This window comes from Leisingera sp. CC-HEC093 (assembly GCF_059429195.1).
Map to the genome: position 1 here is coordinate 885378 of NZ_JCAIJR010000001.1, position 16294 is coordinate 901671.

Consider the following 16294-nt stretch of genomic DNA (forward strand, 5'->3'; position numbering starts at 1 on the left):
GGGGGCAGGTCAGAACGCAAGCCTTTTCTTTGTAAACAAAGCTGCCAATATCCGATTTGTAGCAGAACATTGACCATCTCTCCGTTCCTCACTTGGGGCTTGTCATGCTTTCAAGTTACGTTGCTTTTTCCAAAGATACCGGAGCAAATTTTGTCGAAAAGTCCCTTATGGCGCGTTTGGGCCTATTGGAAAGCGGGCTGGGCACGGCAGAAAGCAACCTTTTGGTGTAGGGATGCCGGGGCGAGCGCAGCACCTGTTCGGTTTCGCCGGTTTCGACAATCTCGCCCCGGTACATCACCGCAATCCGGTGGCTGACCCGTTCCACCACCGCGATGTCATGCGAGATAAAGAGAAAGGCGATGCCCAACCGGTTCTGGATGTCCTGCATCAGGGCCGTGACCCGGGCCGCGGTGGACACGTCCAGCGCCGAGACCGCCTCATCCGCGACAATCACCTTGGGCGAGACCGACAGGGCGCGGGCAAGGCACAGCCGCTGACGCTGCCCCCCGGAAAACTGGTGTGGGTAGCGGTCCGCCGCCGCCGGGTCCAACGTCACCTTCTCCAGCAGGTCGGCGGCCAGATCGGCCCGTGCCTGACCGCTCAGCCCGCTATGCAGATAGGCCGGTTCGGTGATCAGATCGCGCACCTTCATCCGGGGATTGAGACTGGCGAAAGGATCCTGAAAGACCATCTGCACATCGGCGCGCGCTTGTTGCAGCGACTGCAGGCCAAGGCCGGTGATATCGCGTCCGGCAAGGGTCACGCTACCCGCATCCGGTTCGATCAGGCGCATCAGGGCGCGCGACAGGGTAGATTTGCCACAGCCGGACTCGCCCACCAGGCCCAGCGTTTCGCCCGGACGGATCTCAAAGGACACGCCCCTCACGGCGGAAACCTTGACCTTAGGCTTGAGGAAGCCGCCGCTGCGGGCAAAGCTTTTGGTCAGCCCGTCAACCTTCAACACCGGTTCCGCGGGGGGCACCTGTGGGCGCAAAGGAGACAGGCCCAGCTTCGGTGTTGCGGCCATCAGGTCCCGCGCATATTGCGATTGCGGCGCTTCGAACAGCGCCTGGGTATGGGCGACCTCTTCAGTTTTGCCGTGGCGCATCACCACGACGCGATCGGCAACCTCAGCCATCACGCCCATGTCATGGGTGATGAACAAGATCGCCATTCCGATTTCCTGTTGCAGGCTTTTCAGGAGCTTCAGGACTTCGGCCTGCGTGGTTACGTCCAGTGCGGTTGTTGGTTCGTCGGCGATCAGCACATCCGGGCGGCAGGCCAGCGCGATGGCGATCATCACCCTCTGCCGCAACCCGCCCGAAAGTTCGTGCGGGTATTGGTCCAGCCGGCGCGCTGGATCTGGGATGCGAACTTGGTCCAGCGCGCGTTTGGCGGCGATCCGCGCCTCGGCCCGGCTCATGCCCTGATGGCGGCGAAGGACCTCGCCCAGTTGCTCGCCGATCCGCATGACCGGGTTCAGCGAGGTCATTGGCTCCTGGAAGATCATTGAGACGCGGTTGCCGCGATAGCGCTGCATGGCCCGGTCCGACAGCTGGGCCAGGTCGACGGGGGCGTCGGCCCCCAGCCGGATCCGGCCAGCGGTGATGCGCCCGCCCTCGCGTTCGATCAGCCGCATCACCGACAGCGCGGTGGCCGATTTGCCCGAGCCGGATTCACCGACCAAAGCGAGCGTTTCACCGGCGTGAATGTCGAAGGACAGATCGCGCACGGCAGTATGGTTGCCAAAGGCGATCGACAAGGATTTGACGGAAAGGACAGGCGCATCAAGCATGGCTCAGAACCGTCCCATCGGGGGCGTCCAGCGCCCGGGCTTCGGGGTCAGCCGGACCTCGAATGGGTCGGCGCCGTACACTTTCCAATGCAGGGTCTCAGACAATTCCAGCATGCCCCAGGCCCCGGCGGGTGTGCCCTGGGTGGTGAAGCTCTCGGTCAGGCTTTGCTGGGTGAGATGCGGAATGCCATTGACCGTGGCAATGGTGTTCCAATGCACATGGCCCGCGATACAGGCAACTGGCACCCGAGCCTGCGCCAGCGCCTGGCGCACGCGGTCGCTTTCGGGATAGCGCGAGACCTCTTCATTGCGCTCGAACCAATAGTTGCCGACCTGTCCGTGCCCCGACACCGGTACGTGGCTGGCCACCAGGGTGGGCTTCTGAGCTGCCTGCATCGCGCGCGACAGCCAAAGCAGATCACTTTCAGGCAGGGAGAAACCGTAGTGATCCGCGCTGCGGGTAATCTTCGGATCGGCCCGCCACAGGGCAATCTGCCAGTCGCCGCAGTCCAGAAGTTCGCTCTGCAGGCTCTGCCCGAGGATTTCTTCGTTCTGAGCAGCGGTCAGGTAATCGCGGTCATGGTTGCCGCAGATGTGGTGGATCGGCGCGTTCACAGCTTTGAACGCCTCCGCCACTTCGGTTTCGAGCCGAAGGTCGGTTTCTTCATCCACGTCCGAAATCCGGTCCCCCAGATCCAGGACAAGGTCGGGTTGCACGGTGTTCGCCCAATCGGCAAATTCGGCCATAAGCCCAAGCGCGGTATCACCGCGTTTGGTTTCAGAGGGAGCGCCGTGATGGATGTCGGTGATGATGGCAATTCGGAGTGTCATTTCTTTCGTCCTGCAAGGGGAGGAGCACGCCTCTGTGCGAGGCGCGCCATAGGTGTTCAGCTGTCGGCAAGCGCGATGGCGCCAGAACGGAAATCAAGCACATAGGGGATGTGTCCCGGCTGCGGCGCCCAGGAAATTCCCCTGTGCATGCCCCAGCTTTCGAACGGGCGATACAACGGCAGGACCGGCGGATCCTGCTTGATGCGCGCCATCAGTTCCACATAGGCGGCCTTGCGCGCTTCGATGTCCTCGGAAAAGCGGAAGCGTTCCCAGATCGCGGCATATTCCGCGTCTGTGTTGAAGCGGCCCGACCCCTCGGACGGGCCTTTGGGCGCCCACATCACCCCGAAAGAGCCGAAGGGATCGGCAAAATACATCGGGTTTGACCAGCTGCGCGCCATCAGGTCGGGGCTTGCGCCCGTCCATTCCTCGGTCACGTTCACGCGGCCTTTGATGCCTACCTCGGCCCACATTTCGGTGATGGCCTGCGCGGCCAGAACACCATTGGTGTAGTAAACGGGATAGGCGTCAAAGACGATTTCCTCTCCGTTGTAGGACGATTCCGCCAGAAGCGCGCGCGCCTTATCCGGGTTGTACTCGAAGGTGTCGAGTTCGGGCATGTGCAACTCGCCCATCTCTTCCATCGTGTGGGTCGAGGGGACGACCGCCTTGCCCAGCCACAACGCCTCGTTCAGCAGGTCGCGGTCAATGGCCATCGACATGGCCTGGCGGATCTTGGGGTCGGTCAGGTGGGGGTGGTTCACGTTCATGATCATGACGTGGAACAGCGCGGTGGCCGAGCCCTCGGTCTTGAGATTCGGGTCGGCGTTGATCAGATCCAGCTGGTCGGGAGCGATGTTGGTGACGATATCCGCCTCACCGGTTTTCAGCGCGGTGATGCGGCTGGCGGTTTCGGGGATGCGGATCACGGTGGCCTGTTCCAGCGGCGCGCGTTCGCCCCAGAATCCGTCAAAGCGTGAATAGACGACCTTCTGGCCTGGAACAAATTCCGAGATGGCGTAGGGGCCGGTGCCGACGGGCGTCAGCGAGAACGCCTCGAAATCGCCGTCCTCAGCCACCTCGGGATCACCCGACAGCGCTTTGGTGTAGTCTTCGGGGATGATCATGACCTGCTGCAGCGACACCAGTGTCTCCCACAGCGGCTCGGGACGTTCGACCTTGATCTGGACGGTGTAATCGTCGATCTTCACCGCTTCGGCAAAGTTGGCCAGGCGATCCTTGGACCGCACCACATAAGGCGCAAAGGTCGCCTGATACATACGGTTGAGCGAGAACACGACGTCATCGGCGGTCATGTCTTCGCCATTGTGGAACTTGACGCCCCTGCGCAGTTTCAGCTCCATCGTGGTGTCATCGACCAGCTTCCACTCGGTCGCCAGCGCAGGCACCCATTCAGGTTCCAGCTTGGAATGGTCGCGGTCGATCAGCGTGTCGAAGCTGTTGTAATAGAACTGCGATCCGACATTGGAATGGTCCCGGCCGGGATCGAGGTAGTCCGAGATATTGGCCGCGCCGACGGTGATCGATTGGGCGAAGGCCGAGCCCGCAAGAAGCGTGGCAGCGGTGGTCATCAGAAGGGTTTTCATGGTGTTCTCCATTGAGGGGTGTAGGGGGGCGTCTTCGGCCTCTTGATTATCGGGCGCGCAGGCGGACATCGGCGCGGTCACGCAGCCAGTCGCCGAGGGTCTGCACGGAAAAGGTGACAAGGATGATCAGGGCGGCGGGGGCAATCACGATCCAGGGCGCGGTCGGCATGTAGTCGCGGCCATAGCCCACCATGCTGCCCAGCGTCGCGGTGGGTGGCTGCACGCCAAGGCCGAGGAACGACATTGTCGATTCAAGGATCACGATATTGGAAAGCGACAGGGTGAACTGCACCACCAGCGGCGAGACGATGTTGGGCAGCACATGGGCCAGCGCGATGTAGCGTAGGCCGCCGCCCGAAGCGCGTGCCGCTTCGATAAAGGGCAATTGGGTGATCTTGCGAACTTCGGCGCGGACGATGCGGGCATATTGCTCCCATCCGGCGATGCCCAACACACAGATCATCACCGTCAGCGACGATCCGAACAGCGCGAGGATCAAGAGCGCCAGCAGGGTGAAGGGCACGGCAATCTGCAAATCGACGGCCGCCATGATGACGTCTTCGGCCCATCCCCGCCGCAGTCCCGCCACAAGCCCCAGCGTGCCGCCGATCAACAGGCCGATGGAGGCCCCTGCCAGCGCCAGTCCAAGGGAAAGTTGCAGCCCGTACAGGCTTCTCGACAGAACATCGCGGCCCAGTTCGTCGGTGCCCAGCAGGAAACCGTCCCGGTAGCGGTCGAACCCCAGCGGCGGACGCAGGCGCGAGATCAGGCTTTGGTGCAGGGGGTCCATTGGCGCGATCACCGGGGCAAAAATGGCCATTAGTAACAGCGCGGCGCCGGTTACGGCCGCCAGTTTCTGGATGGCATCCGCCTCACGCCAGAGAGCCAGCAAGAGCACGCGACGGGAGGGAAAGTGGGTTGAAATGGTCATGACTTATCCTTTCGCCATGCGGATGCGGGGATCGGCGAAGACATAGGCGATGTCGGTCAGGGCGTTGATGGCGACCACGGCAAAGGCCACGGCGAACACGCCGAATTGCAGCACCGGATAATCCCGGGTGATCGCCGATGACACCAGCAGCTCGCCAATTCCGGGCCAGCTGAAGACCGCCTCGACCACGACGTTGCCCGCCGCCGCCATGCCGGCGATCTGCAGCCCCAGCACCGACAGCACCGTGACCCCTGCATTGCGCAGCCCATGTTTCAGGATCACCACAGTTTCCGGCAGGCCCTTGGCGCGTGCGGTGCGCATGAAATCCTGCCCCAAAACGTCCAGCATGGCGTTGCGGGTAAAGCGGGTGAGCGCCGCGATCAGAACGCCCGACATCGCCACCGTTGGCATAATGAAATGCCAGGGCGTGCTGTTGCCGACCAGCGGCAGCCAATTCAGCCAAAAGGAGAAAACCAGGACCATGAAGGTGGCGATGACAAAATTCGGGACGGCATAGCCGATGAAGGCAAGTCCCATAACCGCACTGCCGATCCAACTGTCACGCCAAAGCGCCGCCGCCACGCCAAGTGGCACCGACACCGCCAGCGTTAATGCCAGCGCACTGCCCAGCAGCTGCAGAGAGGGGCCAATGCGTTCCACGACGATGTCAGCCACCGGGCGCCGTTCAATGAAGGACAGGCCGAAATTGCCTTCGAGAATGCCACGCAAATATGCGAGGTACTGCTGCCAAAGGGGCAGCTCCAGGCCGAAGTATTCGATCATCAGCGCCCGGTCCTCTTCGGACAGGCCGTCGCCCAGAAACGTGTCCAGCGGGCTGCCGGACATTCGGGTGGCGAAGAAAACCAACGTTACGATTACGAAAAGGGTCAGCACCATCTTGGCGAGCGTTCGCAGGATATAGTGGGTCATGCCGGGGCTCCAACGCGCTGAAGCTGGATGAAACGGGTTCCTGTCGCGCGTGCGATGGCGCCGTCGGTAGCGGGGTTGTCGCCGACGAAAACAGCCTCATCCGCGCTGACACCGGTACGCGACAGCGCCAGAGCGGCCAGATGTGGATGCGGTTTGCCGATGCTTTCGAACCGGACACCGTTCAGCATGGCTCGCAGCGCTGCCAGAAGCGCGCCGGTTTCGGCAATCGGCTGGCCGCCGAGGCCGGGATGGGCGGTATCGGTATTGGCAACCCAAAGCGGCGCGCCGTCCCGCACCAGCACCGCAGCCGCATTCAAGCGTTCCAGTGTCATCTGCGTGTCACGGCACAGAAGCACCAGATCGGGCGCTTCCTGCGTCAAGGCAAAGCCCAGCCGCTGCGCTTCCTCTTCCATGACCGGGCTGGCAAAAAGCGCCAGCTGTGCGCCGGGGTGGAGGCGTGCCAGGTGGATCAGCGTCTGCTCGCCCGCCAAAAGGATATTTCTGGCAGGGATGTTCAGGCCCAGTGTTGCCAATTCGGCGCTGAGCTCTGCAGCACAGTGGGTCGAATTGTTCGACACCAGCCACATTCGCTCGCCGCAGCTGTCCAGAAAGGGTGCCGAATCTGAATAGGCGCGCCCTTCGGACACAAGGCAGCCATCCAGGTCGCAGAGAACCAGCCGGTCGTGTTTCACCAATTCAGGTGAAAGGTGGCTCGCAAGAGTGTCGATGTCGGTCAATGCAGTTTCCACGGGCAAAGGCTCCTTGGTCCGTGGCGCAAAGGCGCCCCGGTTCAGTTTGTCTGGTTGCGAAGGGTCGTTCGGATTCGAATGTTTATCGGCGTTGGCGAAGATCTGGGCTCTGGCCGTGACATTGCTGTAACAATGCAAAGCTATGCTTTGAAAACTCAAACTCCGACTGAGGATTCCACATGTCTTTGTCCCTTCGCACGCTTGAGGCGCTGAGGTCGGTGGCTGATTCAGGCTCTTTTGCCGCCGCCGCGCGGCAGATCGGGGTAACGCAGCCCGGCGTGTCACAGCAGGTGCGCAAGCTCGAAGAGGAATACGGGGTTGTGCTCTTCGTTCGAGAGGCAGGGCGGCTGCGCCCGACGCCGCTGTGCGAACGTCTTTGTGATGCCGCGGAGCGGGTTATCAGTGAGTTTCGGACGGCGGAACAGATGCTGTCCCGTCATGGCGCTCTATCTAAGGGCGAGTTGTCGGTGGGTCTCGGCAACGCGATGCCCGGCATGTCGGTGATCGCTGCCTTTAACAAGGCCTATCCGCAAGTGGTCTTGCAGGTCACCACCGGGTCGCATGAAAAAATCATGCGGCAGGTGATCAACCACACTGTGGACGTCGGCATTCTACCCGAGGTGCCCAAGGACGGACGCTTCCTCCGCAAGGAACTTCTAAAGAACAATGTCGTCGCCATAGTGGCGCCCGCGCATCCGCTGGCCAGTGCGGGCTCAGTCACCTGCGACGAGCTGCTTCGTCAGAGGTTGATCTTTCGAACAGCCGGGTCTTCGACGCAGAAGGTTCTCGACCGCTACTTTCGGCGCCACGACGTCTCACCTGTGCCGTTCTTGACCCTCGACAACCGAGATGGCGTCTATGAGGCGGTGGTCAACGGTATGGGGGTCGGGTTCGTTTGGCGGACCGGTACGGGGCGCAATGAGGATGTGAAGCAGCTTAAGCTGCTCGGCGCCGACACGTCGAGCGCAGAGGTGGTCTTCGCTCCGGCCGAACGCAAGATGGAGACGCTGCGCGCTCTTTTCGGACTGATCGACGGCATCGAATTGCGTTGATGTTGGCATGTCGTGTGGGCCTGACCCCAAAGGCGTCGGAGAAAGCGCGCGGTTTTTTAGCGGCACTTGTTTATATCGCTGAAGAAAACGATGTGGTCGGTTGCTCAATGTCCGCTCTTGGGTCAGACAGACTGCGCCTTCGCGTTAGAAGCGAAATCACACTCTCCGCCCAGACCTGCGGGCGGCATCAGTTGATGCCAGTGCCACTGGAATGTCCAGTTTGGGCTGCCTGCGGTCTTCGGGCACCTAGGCTGCGAGATGATTTTGCTGCTATCCCGCTGCCGCATCGCCGCAAGGCGGCTAGGAGCCCACGGGATCAATAAAGTTTGCGCTACGTGCGCTCGCAGCGCCAATATAGCTGCAACCGCGTAAAATTTCACGCCGCCTTATGCCGAAACACGGCCCGTCATTCCGGATGCTGCTTCAAGGCAGACCGAGAACGCTTTGTCGAAGCAGGAACCTGACATGCCCCTTCAGTGAGTGCGGTCTGCCCTTTCGCATTCGATTGAAGCAAGCTCTGCGAATTGGTCGGCGGCAGCGTTCCATTGAGTGGAAGGCACTTTCGGCCAGCTGTATGCCTCTTGGATTAACTCCTGAGCGATACGCACGCGTTCCGGGGTTCCAACGGCGATCATCTGGCTCTGCATTTCGACTGGCATGTATTGCCGAGTGAACATCACGGTATCAGCCAGTTCCCTGACCTTCTCGCAAGACGAGGCAGCAGACACTGCTGCAGGTGAAATGAGACATGCGACGAAAAAAACAGTGCGAAACATCACGCTCTCCTTTGGATCATTGAAGGGAAGTTGGGCAACTGCACCAATGCGGCCATGTCCTCAACGGACTACTTTGGCCAAAACTGAAATCGCCATTCCCATAATTGGTATCTGAAATGCCTATTATTGCTGTAGACTTAAGTCAAGCCTCAGATGGCTGCAGATCGCTCATAACATAGCAATGAAGTCAGCCCGCCAGACGTGCTGGAGCTCGTTACGCACCTTCTTTTGCGTACCTTTCGCCGGCTTCAGTTAGGATAGCATCCAAAGGAATGTCGTGCGGTTGCGGGAAGATTGAAGGAAGTTGTGCGCTTTCCAAGCCAATGCCAATGGAGTAGGGGCGCGGCGACATTGCCGCGAGGGTACGGTCAAAATATCCCCCGCCATAACCCAGCCGGAAACCTCCAGCGGCCCAGCCCACCAGCGGTGTAAGGACGATGCCGGGAATAAGCTCGGGCGAACTGGGCGGCGGAACCGGAATATTCCAGTCGCCGCGCACCAGCTGCGTCTCTGGTGTCCACAGCCGGAAAACCAGCGGCGCAGCCTTGGTCTCGACGATCGGCAGGGCAATGGCGGCGCCCTGCGCGTGCATCTCTGCCATTAGGAGGCGCAGATCGGGTTCGCCCTTGATCGGCCAGTAGAAGGAAATAACACACCCGTTTGCGCCGGAGAACCGGTTCCGGATCAATTCGCGCAGATGTCCGGCCAGCACATCTCCAGCGGACTGACGGATAGCAACCGGCAATGCCAAGCGCTCCGCCCGCAGCCGGTTCCGTTCTGCCTTGCGCCAGCGGGCGACGTCTGAAGTCTGCTGCGGAGAAACCGCCTGCGGGTCGTAATGTCCGGCCTCCGCAGCCATGCAGGGTGAGGAAGCGTATCGTTTCTGATCGGGCGGACCATCAGAACTTCGGCTCATAGTCCTGCTCCGCTGCGGTGCGAAAGGGAGTATCCGAGGATCTGCTCTGCTTCGTTGACAATATTCCCGATACGGCTTGCTGCCGGTACAATCCGGCTGATGGCCGCCGCGCCTTGTCCTGCAAACAGAGCCATTGCCTCAAGGTCTCCAGTTGTTGTCCGCAGAGGAGAATCCGTGCTGAACCGCAGGCGCGGCTGGGATCCGTCCCAGGCGATCGCCTCGCGCGGCAGGGCATCCGGGTCGTGGCCCAGGTAGGTGCCGCTGAGTGCTTTGGTCACGCTGTTTTCCAGCACACGCACCGCCGCCCCCATTGGCCAGTTCAAGACGAAGACATCGGTCAGGACAGTATCGCCGCCGGTGGAGGCTGCGACGCGTTCCTTATGGTAAGGGTGAGCAAAGGATTCATCTGTGGCTAGGAAGGCGGTCCCGCATTGTATGCCGGAGGCGCCAATTGACAGAAACCGGGCCAGATCTTCGCCGGAAGAAAGACCCCCTGAGGCAACCACTGGTACAGACACGGCTTCCAGAATTGCTTCGGTAAGGTCGCGGACCGGGCGGCGGCCATGGACATGACCGCCTGCCTCGATCCCTTGCGCGATGATCACATCCGCGCCGGCCGCCCCTGCCGCGCGGGCGGCCTCAACTGTGCCGACCTGGTGCAAGACGAGACAGCCTGCCGCCTTCACCCGGAAAACGGCATCGGGCACGACATCCCAAAAGAATGTGAAGGCCGGAACACCGAGTTCCAGGCAGCAGCTGATCTGGGCATCAAGCAATCCAGGCTCGGTGGCTGCGGGGATGACATTCACCGCAAAGGGACGGTCAGTTGCGGCCCTGAGTTTTGTGACTTCTTCGGTGATCAGGTCCGGGCTTTCGCGCACCATTCCAAGCATGCCAAAGCCGCCGGCTTGGGAGACGGCGGCAACCAGTTCCCAGCGGGATACTCCGCCCATGCCAGCTAGGAGGACCGGGTGGTCGCATCCCAGCAGCGTGCAAATCGAGGTGTGCAGCAGGTTGTCACCTTTTTGGCCGCTCATTCCAACTATGCTCCCTTTAGTGCAAATGGTGGATAGGACGCTCAATGGAAGGCGCTCCACCCAGTTGCTGGCCTTTTCTAACGGGCAGTGCCGGGAGTTTACCGGCGAGCCCCTGCCGGTGACCACACACCTATTGCGAATGCTGTGACGGCATAGGCTTGGCTGGCCAGCTACTGGCATTGAGCCTACGCACCTTAATGGGTACAGTAAATGCTTATTCATACGGAGGGGAAGCCGCATGCGCCTAACATCTTTCACGGATTACGGCCTTCGAATGCTGATGAGGATGGCGAGCCAGCCAGAGCAAGGGTTCTCGACTGCCGATCTGGCTAAGGAGTTCCGTCTCTCGCGGAATCACCTGACAAAAATCATGCAACGGTTGGCGCGCGCTGGGATTGTTGAAACCCGGCGCGGTGCCGGTGGCGGCGCCTTCTTGTGCATGCCTGCAGAAAACATCCGGCTTGGTGAAGTCGTTGCGTTGCTCGAGCAGGGGCAGGCGCTGGTTGAATGCTTTGGCGTCGACGGAGGCGATTGCACGATTGATGGCCGCTGCCGCTTGAAAGCCAGGTTGCGCCAGGCTGAAGCGGTGTTCCTAGAGGATCTGAATCAGACAACACTTGCGGATATTGCATTGCCGATTCAACGCGCAGCCTGAGAGCACCAAGAAACGCCCGGCCGCCTTGTTGTAGCGGGTTGCGCCCCAGACCGCAGCGGCTCGCAGTTTAAAGCCGGACCCCGCGGACGACAAGTGCCAGCCGGGGAACCGCCAGCCCCAAGCTACTTGCAAACGGGCGGTGGAATTCTTCGAACGCCGCTCTGAAACCGTCGCGCTGATCCTGCGGCAGGGCGGCGTACGCAGCCGCGACGGGACCGAAGCCAGTAACGTATTCATTCCAGACCGTCGCCACATCCGGTGCATAAAGTGTCGTCACCTGTTCGCGAATGTCGATCTTGAAGCGCTCGCCGACAATCGCGTTCAACCAGCTTGAGTGCCCCCAGTCGAAGGGCGAGGCAGGTGGCGGGGGCCCATCTGACCATTCACCGACCAGAGCAAAGAAACGGGCGATATAGCCATCAGGTTCGTCGGCCCAGGTTGCAAGCGCAAGGCGGCCGCCAGGCCGAAGCACACGCGCCATCTCCGCCACGGCCCTGGATGGTTCGCGGGAGAAGATGACGCCGTAAGTTGAGATCACGCCGTCGAAGCTTTTATCCCGGAAAGGAAGCTCCTCTGCTGCCGCCTGTTGGAAAACTGGACGGGGAACAAACCCGGCCGACAGCGTCTCGGCTGCTTCGAGCATGCTTGGCGCAATGTCAACGCCCGTGACGCTGGCCCCACGCCAAGCAGCAAGCCTGGCGGCCCATCCCGTGCCTGTGCCGATATCAAGTATGCGTTCGCCGGGTCGCGGCCAAAGGGCTTGAACCGTGTGTGAAATTGTGTCGGACAGACCGAACGAAATGCCGTCGTAGGATCTTCCTGGCAGGCCCCACATCCGTGCTTCAGGCCTTAAGGTTTCGACCATCATCTTAGCCTCCTTTCAATAGCTTCAGTTCGAGTTTGCCAATCAGGTTCGCCAGTGGATACTCCACGATCTGGAGTATTATGAACGAGAAAGTTAAGGTATTCTGCGCACAGCAGGGGAGGCCTCCATGAAGAGTTACGGTCAATTCTGCCCCATCGCCAAGGCTGCGGAGATCTTTTGTGAACGCTGGACAGCGCTGGTCATCCGGAACCTCGGGGCCGGCGCGCAACGGTTCAGCGACATACACCGGGGCGTGCCGCATATGTCTGCGACGCTCCTGACGCAGCGACTGCGCCAACTGGAAGCCGAAGGCCTTGTCGAGCGGCGGCGCAGCGGAACGGGAAAGAGCTGGACCTATCACCTGACAGATGCCGGTGCCGAATTTCTTCCGCTGGTGGGCGCGCTTGGTATCTGGGGGCAACGATGGACGCGGCGCGAGCTTGCCGAAGGCGAACTTGATTTGGGGCTGTTGATTTGGGGATTGGAATACTCGGTAGACCCGGCGGCGTTCGGACCCGAGCGCCATGTGCTCCGGCTCGATGTGTCCGACCAGCCGGATCACAAGAGATTCTACTGGTTTGTGTGCGAGGGCGGAAACCTTGATCTCTGCGTTTCTGATCCCGGAGGCGGAACCGACTTGTTTCTGGAGGCCACATTGGCGGATTTGATCCGGTTATATCGCGGAGATGTCTCCCTGGCTGCCGCCATAGAAGACGGACGGATGACGGTCGATGCTGCGCCAAAGCTCATGCGGCGGCTTAAGAACTGGTTTAACTTCGACACAATGGCAAAAACATCCCCAGCGGAGGTTTCGGGCGACACGTAGGTTTTTCATTCGCGGGGGCAGACTTTCATGCCGCGCGCGGCGAAATCGGGTTTCGAGCCCAAGTCACAGGATGCTGTGCGAGGTATGAACGTGTGCGAAGCGTCGCTAGCAGCCATTGGTTTTTTGGCGGCGAATTCACTCTTTGTCCGGCTCCTTGTTGGTCGGTCCGCGTTGCTGCGAAAGCGGGAATGAATTTGGCCCCTCGGACTGACTTTCAACGGCCGGTTTGGCGACACATGCTGATTCACAGCGAAAACCACGCCGCACCCGCGAGCGCATGCTGCGTCAGCAAACACCCGGAAGGGCAACGGCGGTTTTGTCCGCCTCACTGCTAGTCCAAGCCCGACCAAGCGAACGGCCTCTGCCTCGGAGATCCGCCATTCGGGCTGGGCGCAGTGAACCTGCGGCATGAGCCCGACCAGGCGAATGCTGCAAAACTCAAAAATGTCTTAAACGACCTGAGAAGCTGCCATCAAACGATGGCTCCTGACGCGCCGCGAGGGATGACAGAACACCGTCAATCCGTCGGCAGCGGCGGTAGCGACCGCGTTTCCCTATTCATTCATTACCAGCGCCGATTGCTGACCTGTCATCCTGCGGACCTCAGACACAGCCTCGGCAAGTGCCGGTCCAACCTCGTCAAAGATGCGCTGATCGGTAAGCTGCTTTGAGGTCGAGCTTGCCAGAAAAGCCACCGGCTCACCCAAGTCAGACGGACGGTAGGGCACCGCCGCGGCGTTAATGGTCTCGGAAAACCGGCTTCCGCCTCGCACCAGAGTGTAGCCGTCAGCCAGGATCTCGTCATGCGCGGCAAGTCTGATTGCCGCGAATTCCGCCAGCAATTCTTCTGGCTCATCGCTTCGGCTTTCAAGGAAGCGGGCAAATTCCTCATCGCTGAGCGCCCCCAGATACGCCTTACCGCTGGAAGACGTAAGCAGCGGCATCCGGTAGCCGACATCCAGCCAGATCGCAGATGAGTTCACCGGCCGCCAGGCCCTGGTCAGCAGCATCCGCTGGTCATCTTTGATGCTGATCGCTGTCAGAGTGCCGGTTGCATCTGCCAGCCGCTGCATTACCGGTGAAGCAATCTCGACAAAGGCAAATGAAGCGGCCGCGATGTTCCCCAGTGCAAGCGCCGCCGGACCGAGCCGGTATTTGTCGTGCCGCCGCCCATGAGTCAGGTATCCAAGCGCGCATAAGGTGAAGGTCAGCCTGGAAACCGTCGGCCGCGGAATGCCGGTGCGCTCTGAGATTTCAAGGTTGCCCAGACCGTCATCCGTCGGGCGGAAGGCCCGCAGGATGGTCAGGCCCCGCGCCAGTGTATTTGCAAATCTCTTGTCCGATGCATCGGCTGGCATGGTATTCCCTGTATCTATGCGGGCACCCGGCCCGAGCGGGGTATTCGCTGTCCGCTGGCCCCCGATACTACTGAACCGCATTTGACAGCACCAGAGAGATCGACGGAAACGCCACCAGCAGAAGCAGCACGACCACATCAACGCTCAGGAACCGCCAGATGCCGGAAAAGACCATGCCCACCGGGGCGTCCTTGCCGACAACATTAGACAGCACAAAGACATTCAGCCCCACCGGCGGGGTGATCAGGCTGATCTCCAGCAGTTTCACAACAACAACGCCGAACCAGATCAGGTTCAGCCCGTAGGATTCCACCAGCGGCACCACCAGCGGCAGGGTCAGGACCATGATTCCGATCGGGTCGAGGAACATGCCCAGCATCAGGTAGACGACGCAGATCGCAAACAGCAGCGTGCCCGTAGACAGCTGCGCCTGAGCTACCCAATCCACCAGCGCGGGCGCCATGCCCGTCAGCGCAATCGCCGCGACAAATATCTTGGCACCCGCCGCAACAAAGAAGATCGCGCCGGTCTGCAAACAGGTTTCCCGGACCGCCTGCCAGATGCCTGCCATATCAAGCTGACGCTGCACCAGGCCGATCAGCACAGTCAGCACAACGCTCACCGCGGCTGCCGCGGTGGCGGTAAAGTATCCGCCGTAAATCCCGATCACGATAACTGCAAAGATCACCGCTGCGGGCCATGCTCTTCGGAACGCTGCCAGCTTGTCGGCGAAGCTGGCGGCCTCGCCGCAAGCTGGCACCGCCTTCGGATCCGCCCTGATCCACATCGCAATGACCAGGACAAACCCCGCCAGCGTCAGCAGCCCCGGCAGAATGCCGGCAATGAACAGCTTGTTCACCGAGGTCTCTGTAAAGATCGCATAGATGATAAACAAAATGCTCGGGGGGATCAGAGAGCCGAGTGTACCCCCGGCCGCGACGCTGGCGGTTGCCAGCCTTGGGTCATAGCCAAGGCGCAGCATCTCCGGAGTGCAGATTTTGCCCATGGTCGAGGCGCAGGCTAGGCTGGAGCCGGTGATTGCGGAAAACCCGCCGCAGCCCATCACTGAGGCCACCGCGATGCCGCCGCGCAAGCGCAGCAACCAGACCTTGGCCGCGTCATAAACCGCCGTGGTGATACCGGCACGATAGGCAATGTTGCCAAGCGCGATGAACAGCGGGATCATCGACAAATCAAAGGAATGCAGCAGATCGAATGAGTTATTGAAGACCAGCGACGAGGTCGCCCGGAAGGCACGTTCCGGCATGAAGGTGCCAGTGCGGAACGCAAATATTGTAAAGGCCGCTAGCGTCGCCACGCCGATCAGGGCAAAGGCAATCGGCACACGAACGGCTAGAAGCACAAGCATAACGGCGAAGGCCACAAGGCCAATCAAGGCGGGATCCACGGGCAGTCTCCTCGGCAGGTCTGTTGAATGTCAGATGCATGTCAGGTTTTGTGCAGCGCGATTTCGTCGCCGCGCAGCAGGGTCAGCACATCACCGGCAGCCATCACCGCAAGCCGCAGCCATCCCAGCGCAATCCCAAGGGTAAAGGCCAGCCGCCCCGGCCATTGCGGCAGGTTCAGATCGCCATAAAACACACTGCCGGTCTGCCACTGATGCAAAAACTCCCGGCCGCCGGAATACAGGATCGGCGTCAGCGCAAAGAGGCCGAACAAGGTGCCGAATACGGTCAGCCAACCCGACACGCGCGGCGGCAGCAGATTGGTCAGAAACTCCACCGCGATATGCGCCCGCTGCGCGGTTGCGGCGGCCAGGGGCATCACGATCGCCAGAACCATCAGCTCGCGCACGATGACGATGGTGTCCGGCACCGAGCTGTTGAACAGGTTCAACGCCACCACATCGGCAAAGATCAACAGCGCCAGCAGAATGATGGCCGCCGCCGATATATCTACAAAAACCCGTTCCAGCCTGTGGAGCATCTTGTCCTCCCTCACATTT

16 protein-coding genes are annotated in these 16294 nt (G+C 60.8%); 3 read left to right on the forward strand and 13 right to left on the reverse strand.

Annotated features, from left to right (window positions below; genetic code table 11):
- Positions 1-115 precede the first annotated feature (115 nt).
- From AC5STB_RS04410 to AC5STB_RS04435, 6 genes are read right to left on the reverse strand one after another with little or no spacing between them, the layout of a single operon-like run.
- A complete protein-coding gene (locus AC5STB_RS04410) occupies positions 116-1795 on the reverse strand; it encodes an ABC transporter ATP-binding protein (RefSeq protein ID WP_495441763.1) in 1680 nt (559 codons plus the stop codon).
- Between the two features lie 3 nt (positions 1796-1798).
- Positions 1799-2626 carry a metallophosphoesterase family protein gene (locus tag AC5STB_RS04415; protein WP_495441764.1) on the reverse strand — a complete coding sequence of 276 codons (828 nt, stop codon included), beginning with the start codon at positions 2624-2626 and terminating at the stop codon, positions 1799-1801.
- Positions 2627-2682: 56 nt separating this feature from the next.
- Entirely contained in the window at positions 2683-4233 is a 1551-nt protein-coding gene (locus AC5STB_RS04420) for an ABC transporter substrate-binding protein (protein ID WP_495441765.1), read from the reverse strand.
- A gap of 46 nt (positions 4234-4279) precedes the next feature.
- Entirely contained in the window at positions 4280-5164 is an 885-nt protein-coding gene (locus tag AC5STB_RS04425; RefSeq protein ID WP_495441766.1) for an ABC transporter permease, read from the reverse strand.
- A gap of 3 nt (positions 5165-5167) precedes the next feature.
- The gene (locus tag AC5STB_RS04430) at positions 5168-6094 is read right to left on the reverse strand and encodes an ABC transporter permease (protein ID WP_495441767.1); all 927 of its coding nucleotides are present in this window, start codon (positions 6092-6094) and stop codon (positions 5168-5170) included.
- Positions 6091-6843, reverse strand: a complete 753-nt coding sequence (locus AC5STB_RS04435) for an HAD family hydrolase (RefSeq protein ID WP_495441768.1) — start codon at positions 6841-6843, stop codon at positions 6091-6093. The genes AC5STB_RS04430 and AC5STB_RS04435 overlap by 4 nt, the downstream gene beginning before the upstream one ends.
- Before the next feature lie 179 nt (positions 6844-7022).
- On the opposite strand from AC5STB_RS04435, the gene AC5STB_RS04440 reads away from it, so the two are divergent.
- Complete coding sequence (locus AC5STB_RS04440; protein ID WP_495441769.1) at positions 7023-7895, forward strand: LysR substrate-binding domain-containing protein; 873 nt, start codon at positions 7023-7025, stop codon at positions 7893-7895.
- A gap of 473 nt (positions 7896-8368) precedes the next feature.
- Here the strand turns inward: AC5STB_RS04440 and AC5STB_RS04445 are convergent, their stop codons facing one another.
- From AC5STB_RS04445 to AC5STB_RS04455, 3 genes are all read right to left on the reverse strand, one after another.
- Positions 8369-8671 (reverse strand): hypothetical protein, encoded by a 303-nt coding sequence (locus tag AC5STB_RS04445; protein WP_495441770.1) that lies wholly within the window; start codon positions 8669-8671, stop codon positions 8369-8371.
- Between the two features lie 214 nt (positions 8672-8885).
- Positions 8886-9587, reverse strand: a complete 702-nt coding sequence (locus AC5STB_RS04450) for a 5-formyltetrahydrofolate cyclo-ligase (RefSeq protein WP_495441771.1) — start codon at positions 9585-9587, stop codon at positions 8886-8888.
- The gene (locus AC5STB_RS04455; RefSeq protein WP_495441772.1) at positions 9584-10624 is read right to left on the reverse strand and encodes an NAD(P)H-dependent flavin oxidoreductase; all 1041 of its coding nucleotides are present in this window, start codon (positions 10622-10624) and stop codon (positions 9584-9586) included. The genes AC5STB_RS04450 and AC5STB_RS04455 overlap by 4 nt, the downstream gene beginning before the upstream one ends.
- Before the next feature lie 238 nt (positions 10625-10862).
- Here AC5STB_RS04455 and AC5STB_RS04460 point away from each other — a divergent pair, with 238 nt between their 5' ends.
- Positions 10863-11279 (forward strand): RrF2 family transcriptional regulator, encoded by a 417-nt coding sequence (locus AC5STB_RS04460; protein WP_495441773.1) that lies wholly within the window; start codon positions 10863-10865, stop codon positions 11277-11279.
- Between the two features lie 67 nt (positions 11280-11346).
- On the opposite strand, the gene AC5STB_RS04465 is transcribed toward AC5STB_RS04460, so the two are convergent.
- Positions 11347-12147, reverse strand: coding sequence for a class I SAM-dependent methyltransferase (locus AC5STB_RS04465; protein WP_495441774.1), 801 nt, complete (start codon positions 12145-12147; stop codon positions 11347-11349).
- A gap of 124 nt (positions 12148-12271) precedes the next feature.
- Between AC5STB_RS04465 and AC5STB_RS04470 the strand changes: the two genes are divergently transcribed.
- The gene (locus AC5STB_RS04470; RefSeq protein WP_495441775.1) at positions 12272-12970 is read left to right on the forward strand and encodes a winged helix-turn-helix transcriptional regulator; all 699 of its coding nucleotides are present in this window, start codon (positions 12272-12274) and stop codon (positions 12968-12970) included.
- A 554-nt stretch (positions 12971-13524) separates the two neighbouring features.
- On the opposite strand, the gene AC5STB_RS04475 is transcribed toward AC5STB_RS04470, so the two are convergent.
- The 3 genes from AC5STB_RS04475 to AC5STB_RS04485 all read right to left on the reverse strand — a co-directional run bounded on the left by AC5STB_RS04475 (position 13525) and on the right by AC5STB_RS04485 (position 16275).
- Positions 13525-14328, reverse strand: coding sequence for an IclR family transcriptional regulator (locus AC5STB_RS04475; RefSeq protein ID WP_495441776.1), 804 nt, complete (start codon positions 14326-14328; stop codon positions 13525-13527).
- Between the two features lie 67 nt (positions 14329-14395).
- On the reverse strand, positions 14396-15736 hold the full coding sequence (locus AC5STB_RS04480; protein WP_495441777.1) for a TRAP transporter large permease: 1341 nt from the start codon (positions 15734-15736) through the stop codon (positions 14396-14398).
- 41 nt (positions 15737-15777) lie between these two features.
- Positions 15778-16275, reverse strand: coding sequence for a TRAP transporter small permease (locus tag AC5STB_RS04485; protein WP_495441778.1), 498 nt, complete (start codon positions 16273-16275; stop codon positions 15778-15780).
- Positions 16276-16294: the final 19 nt, after the last annotated feature.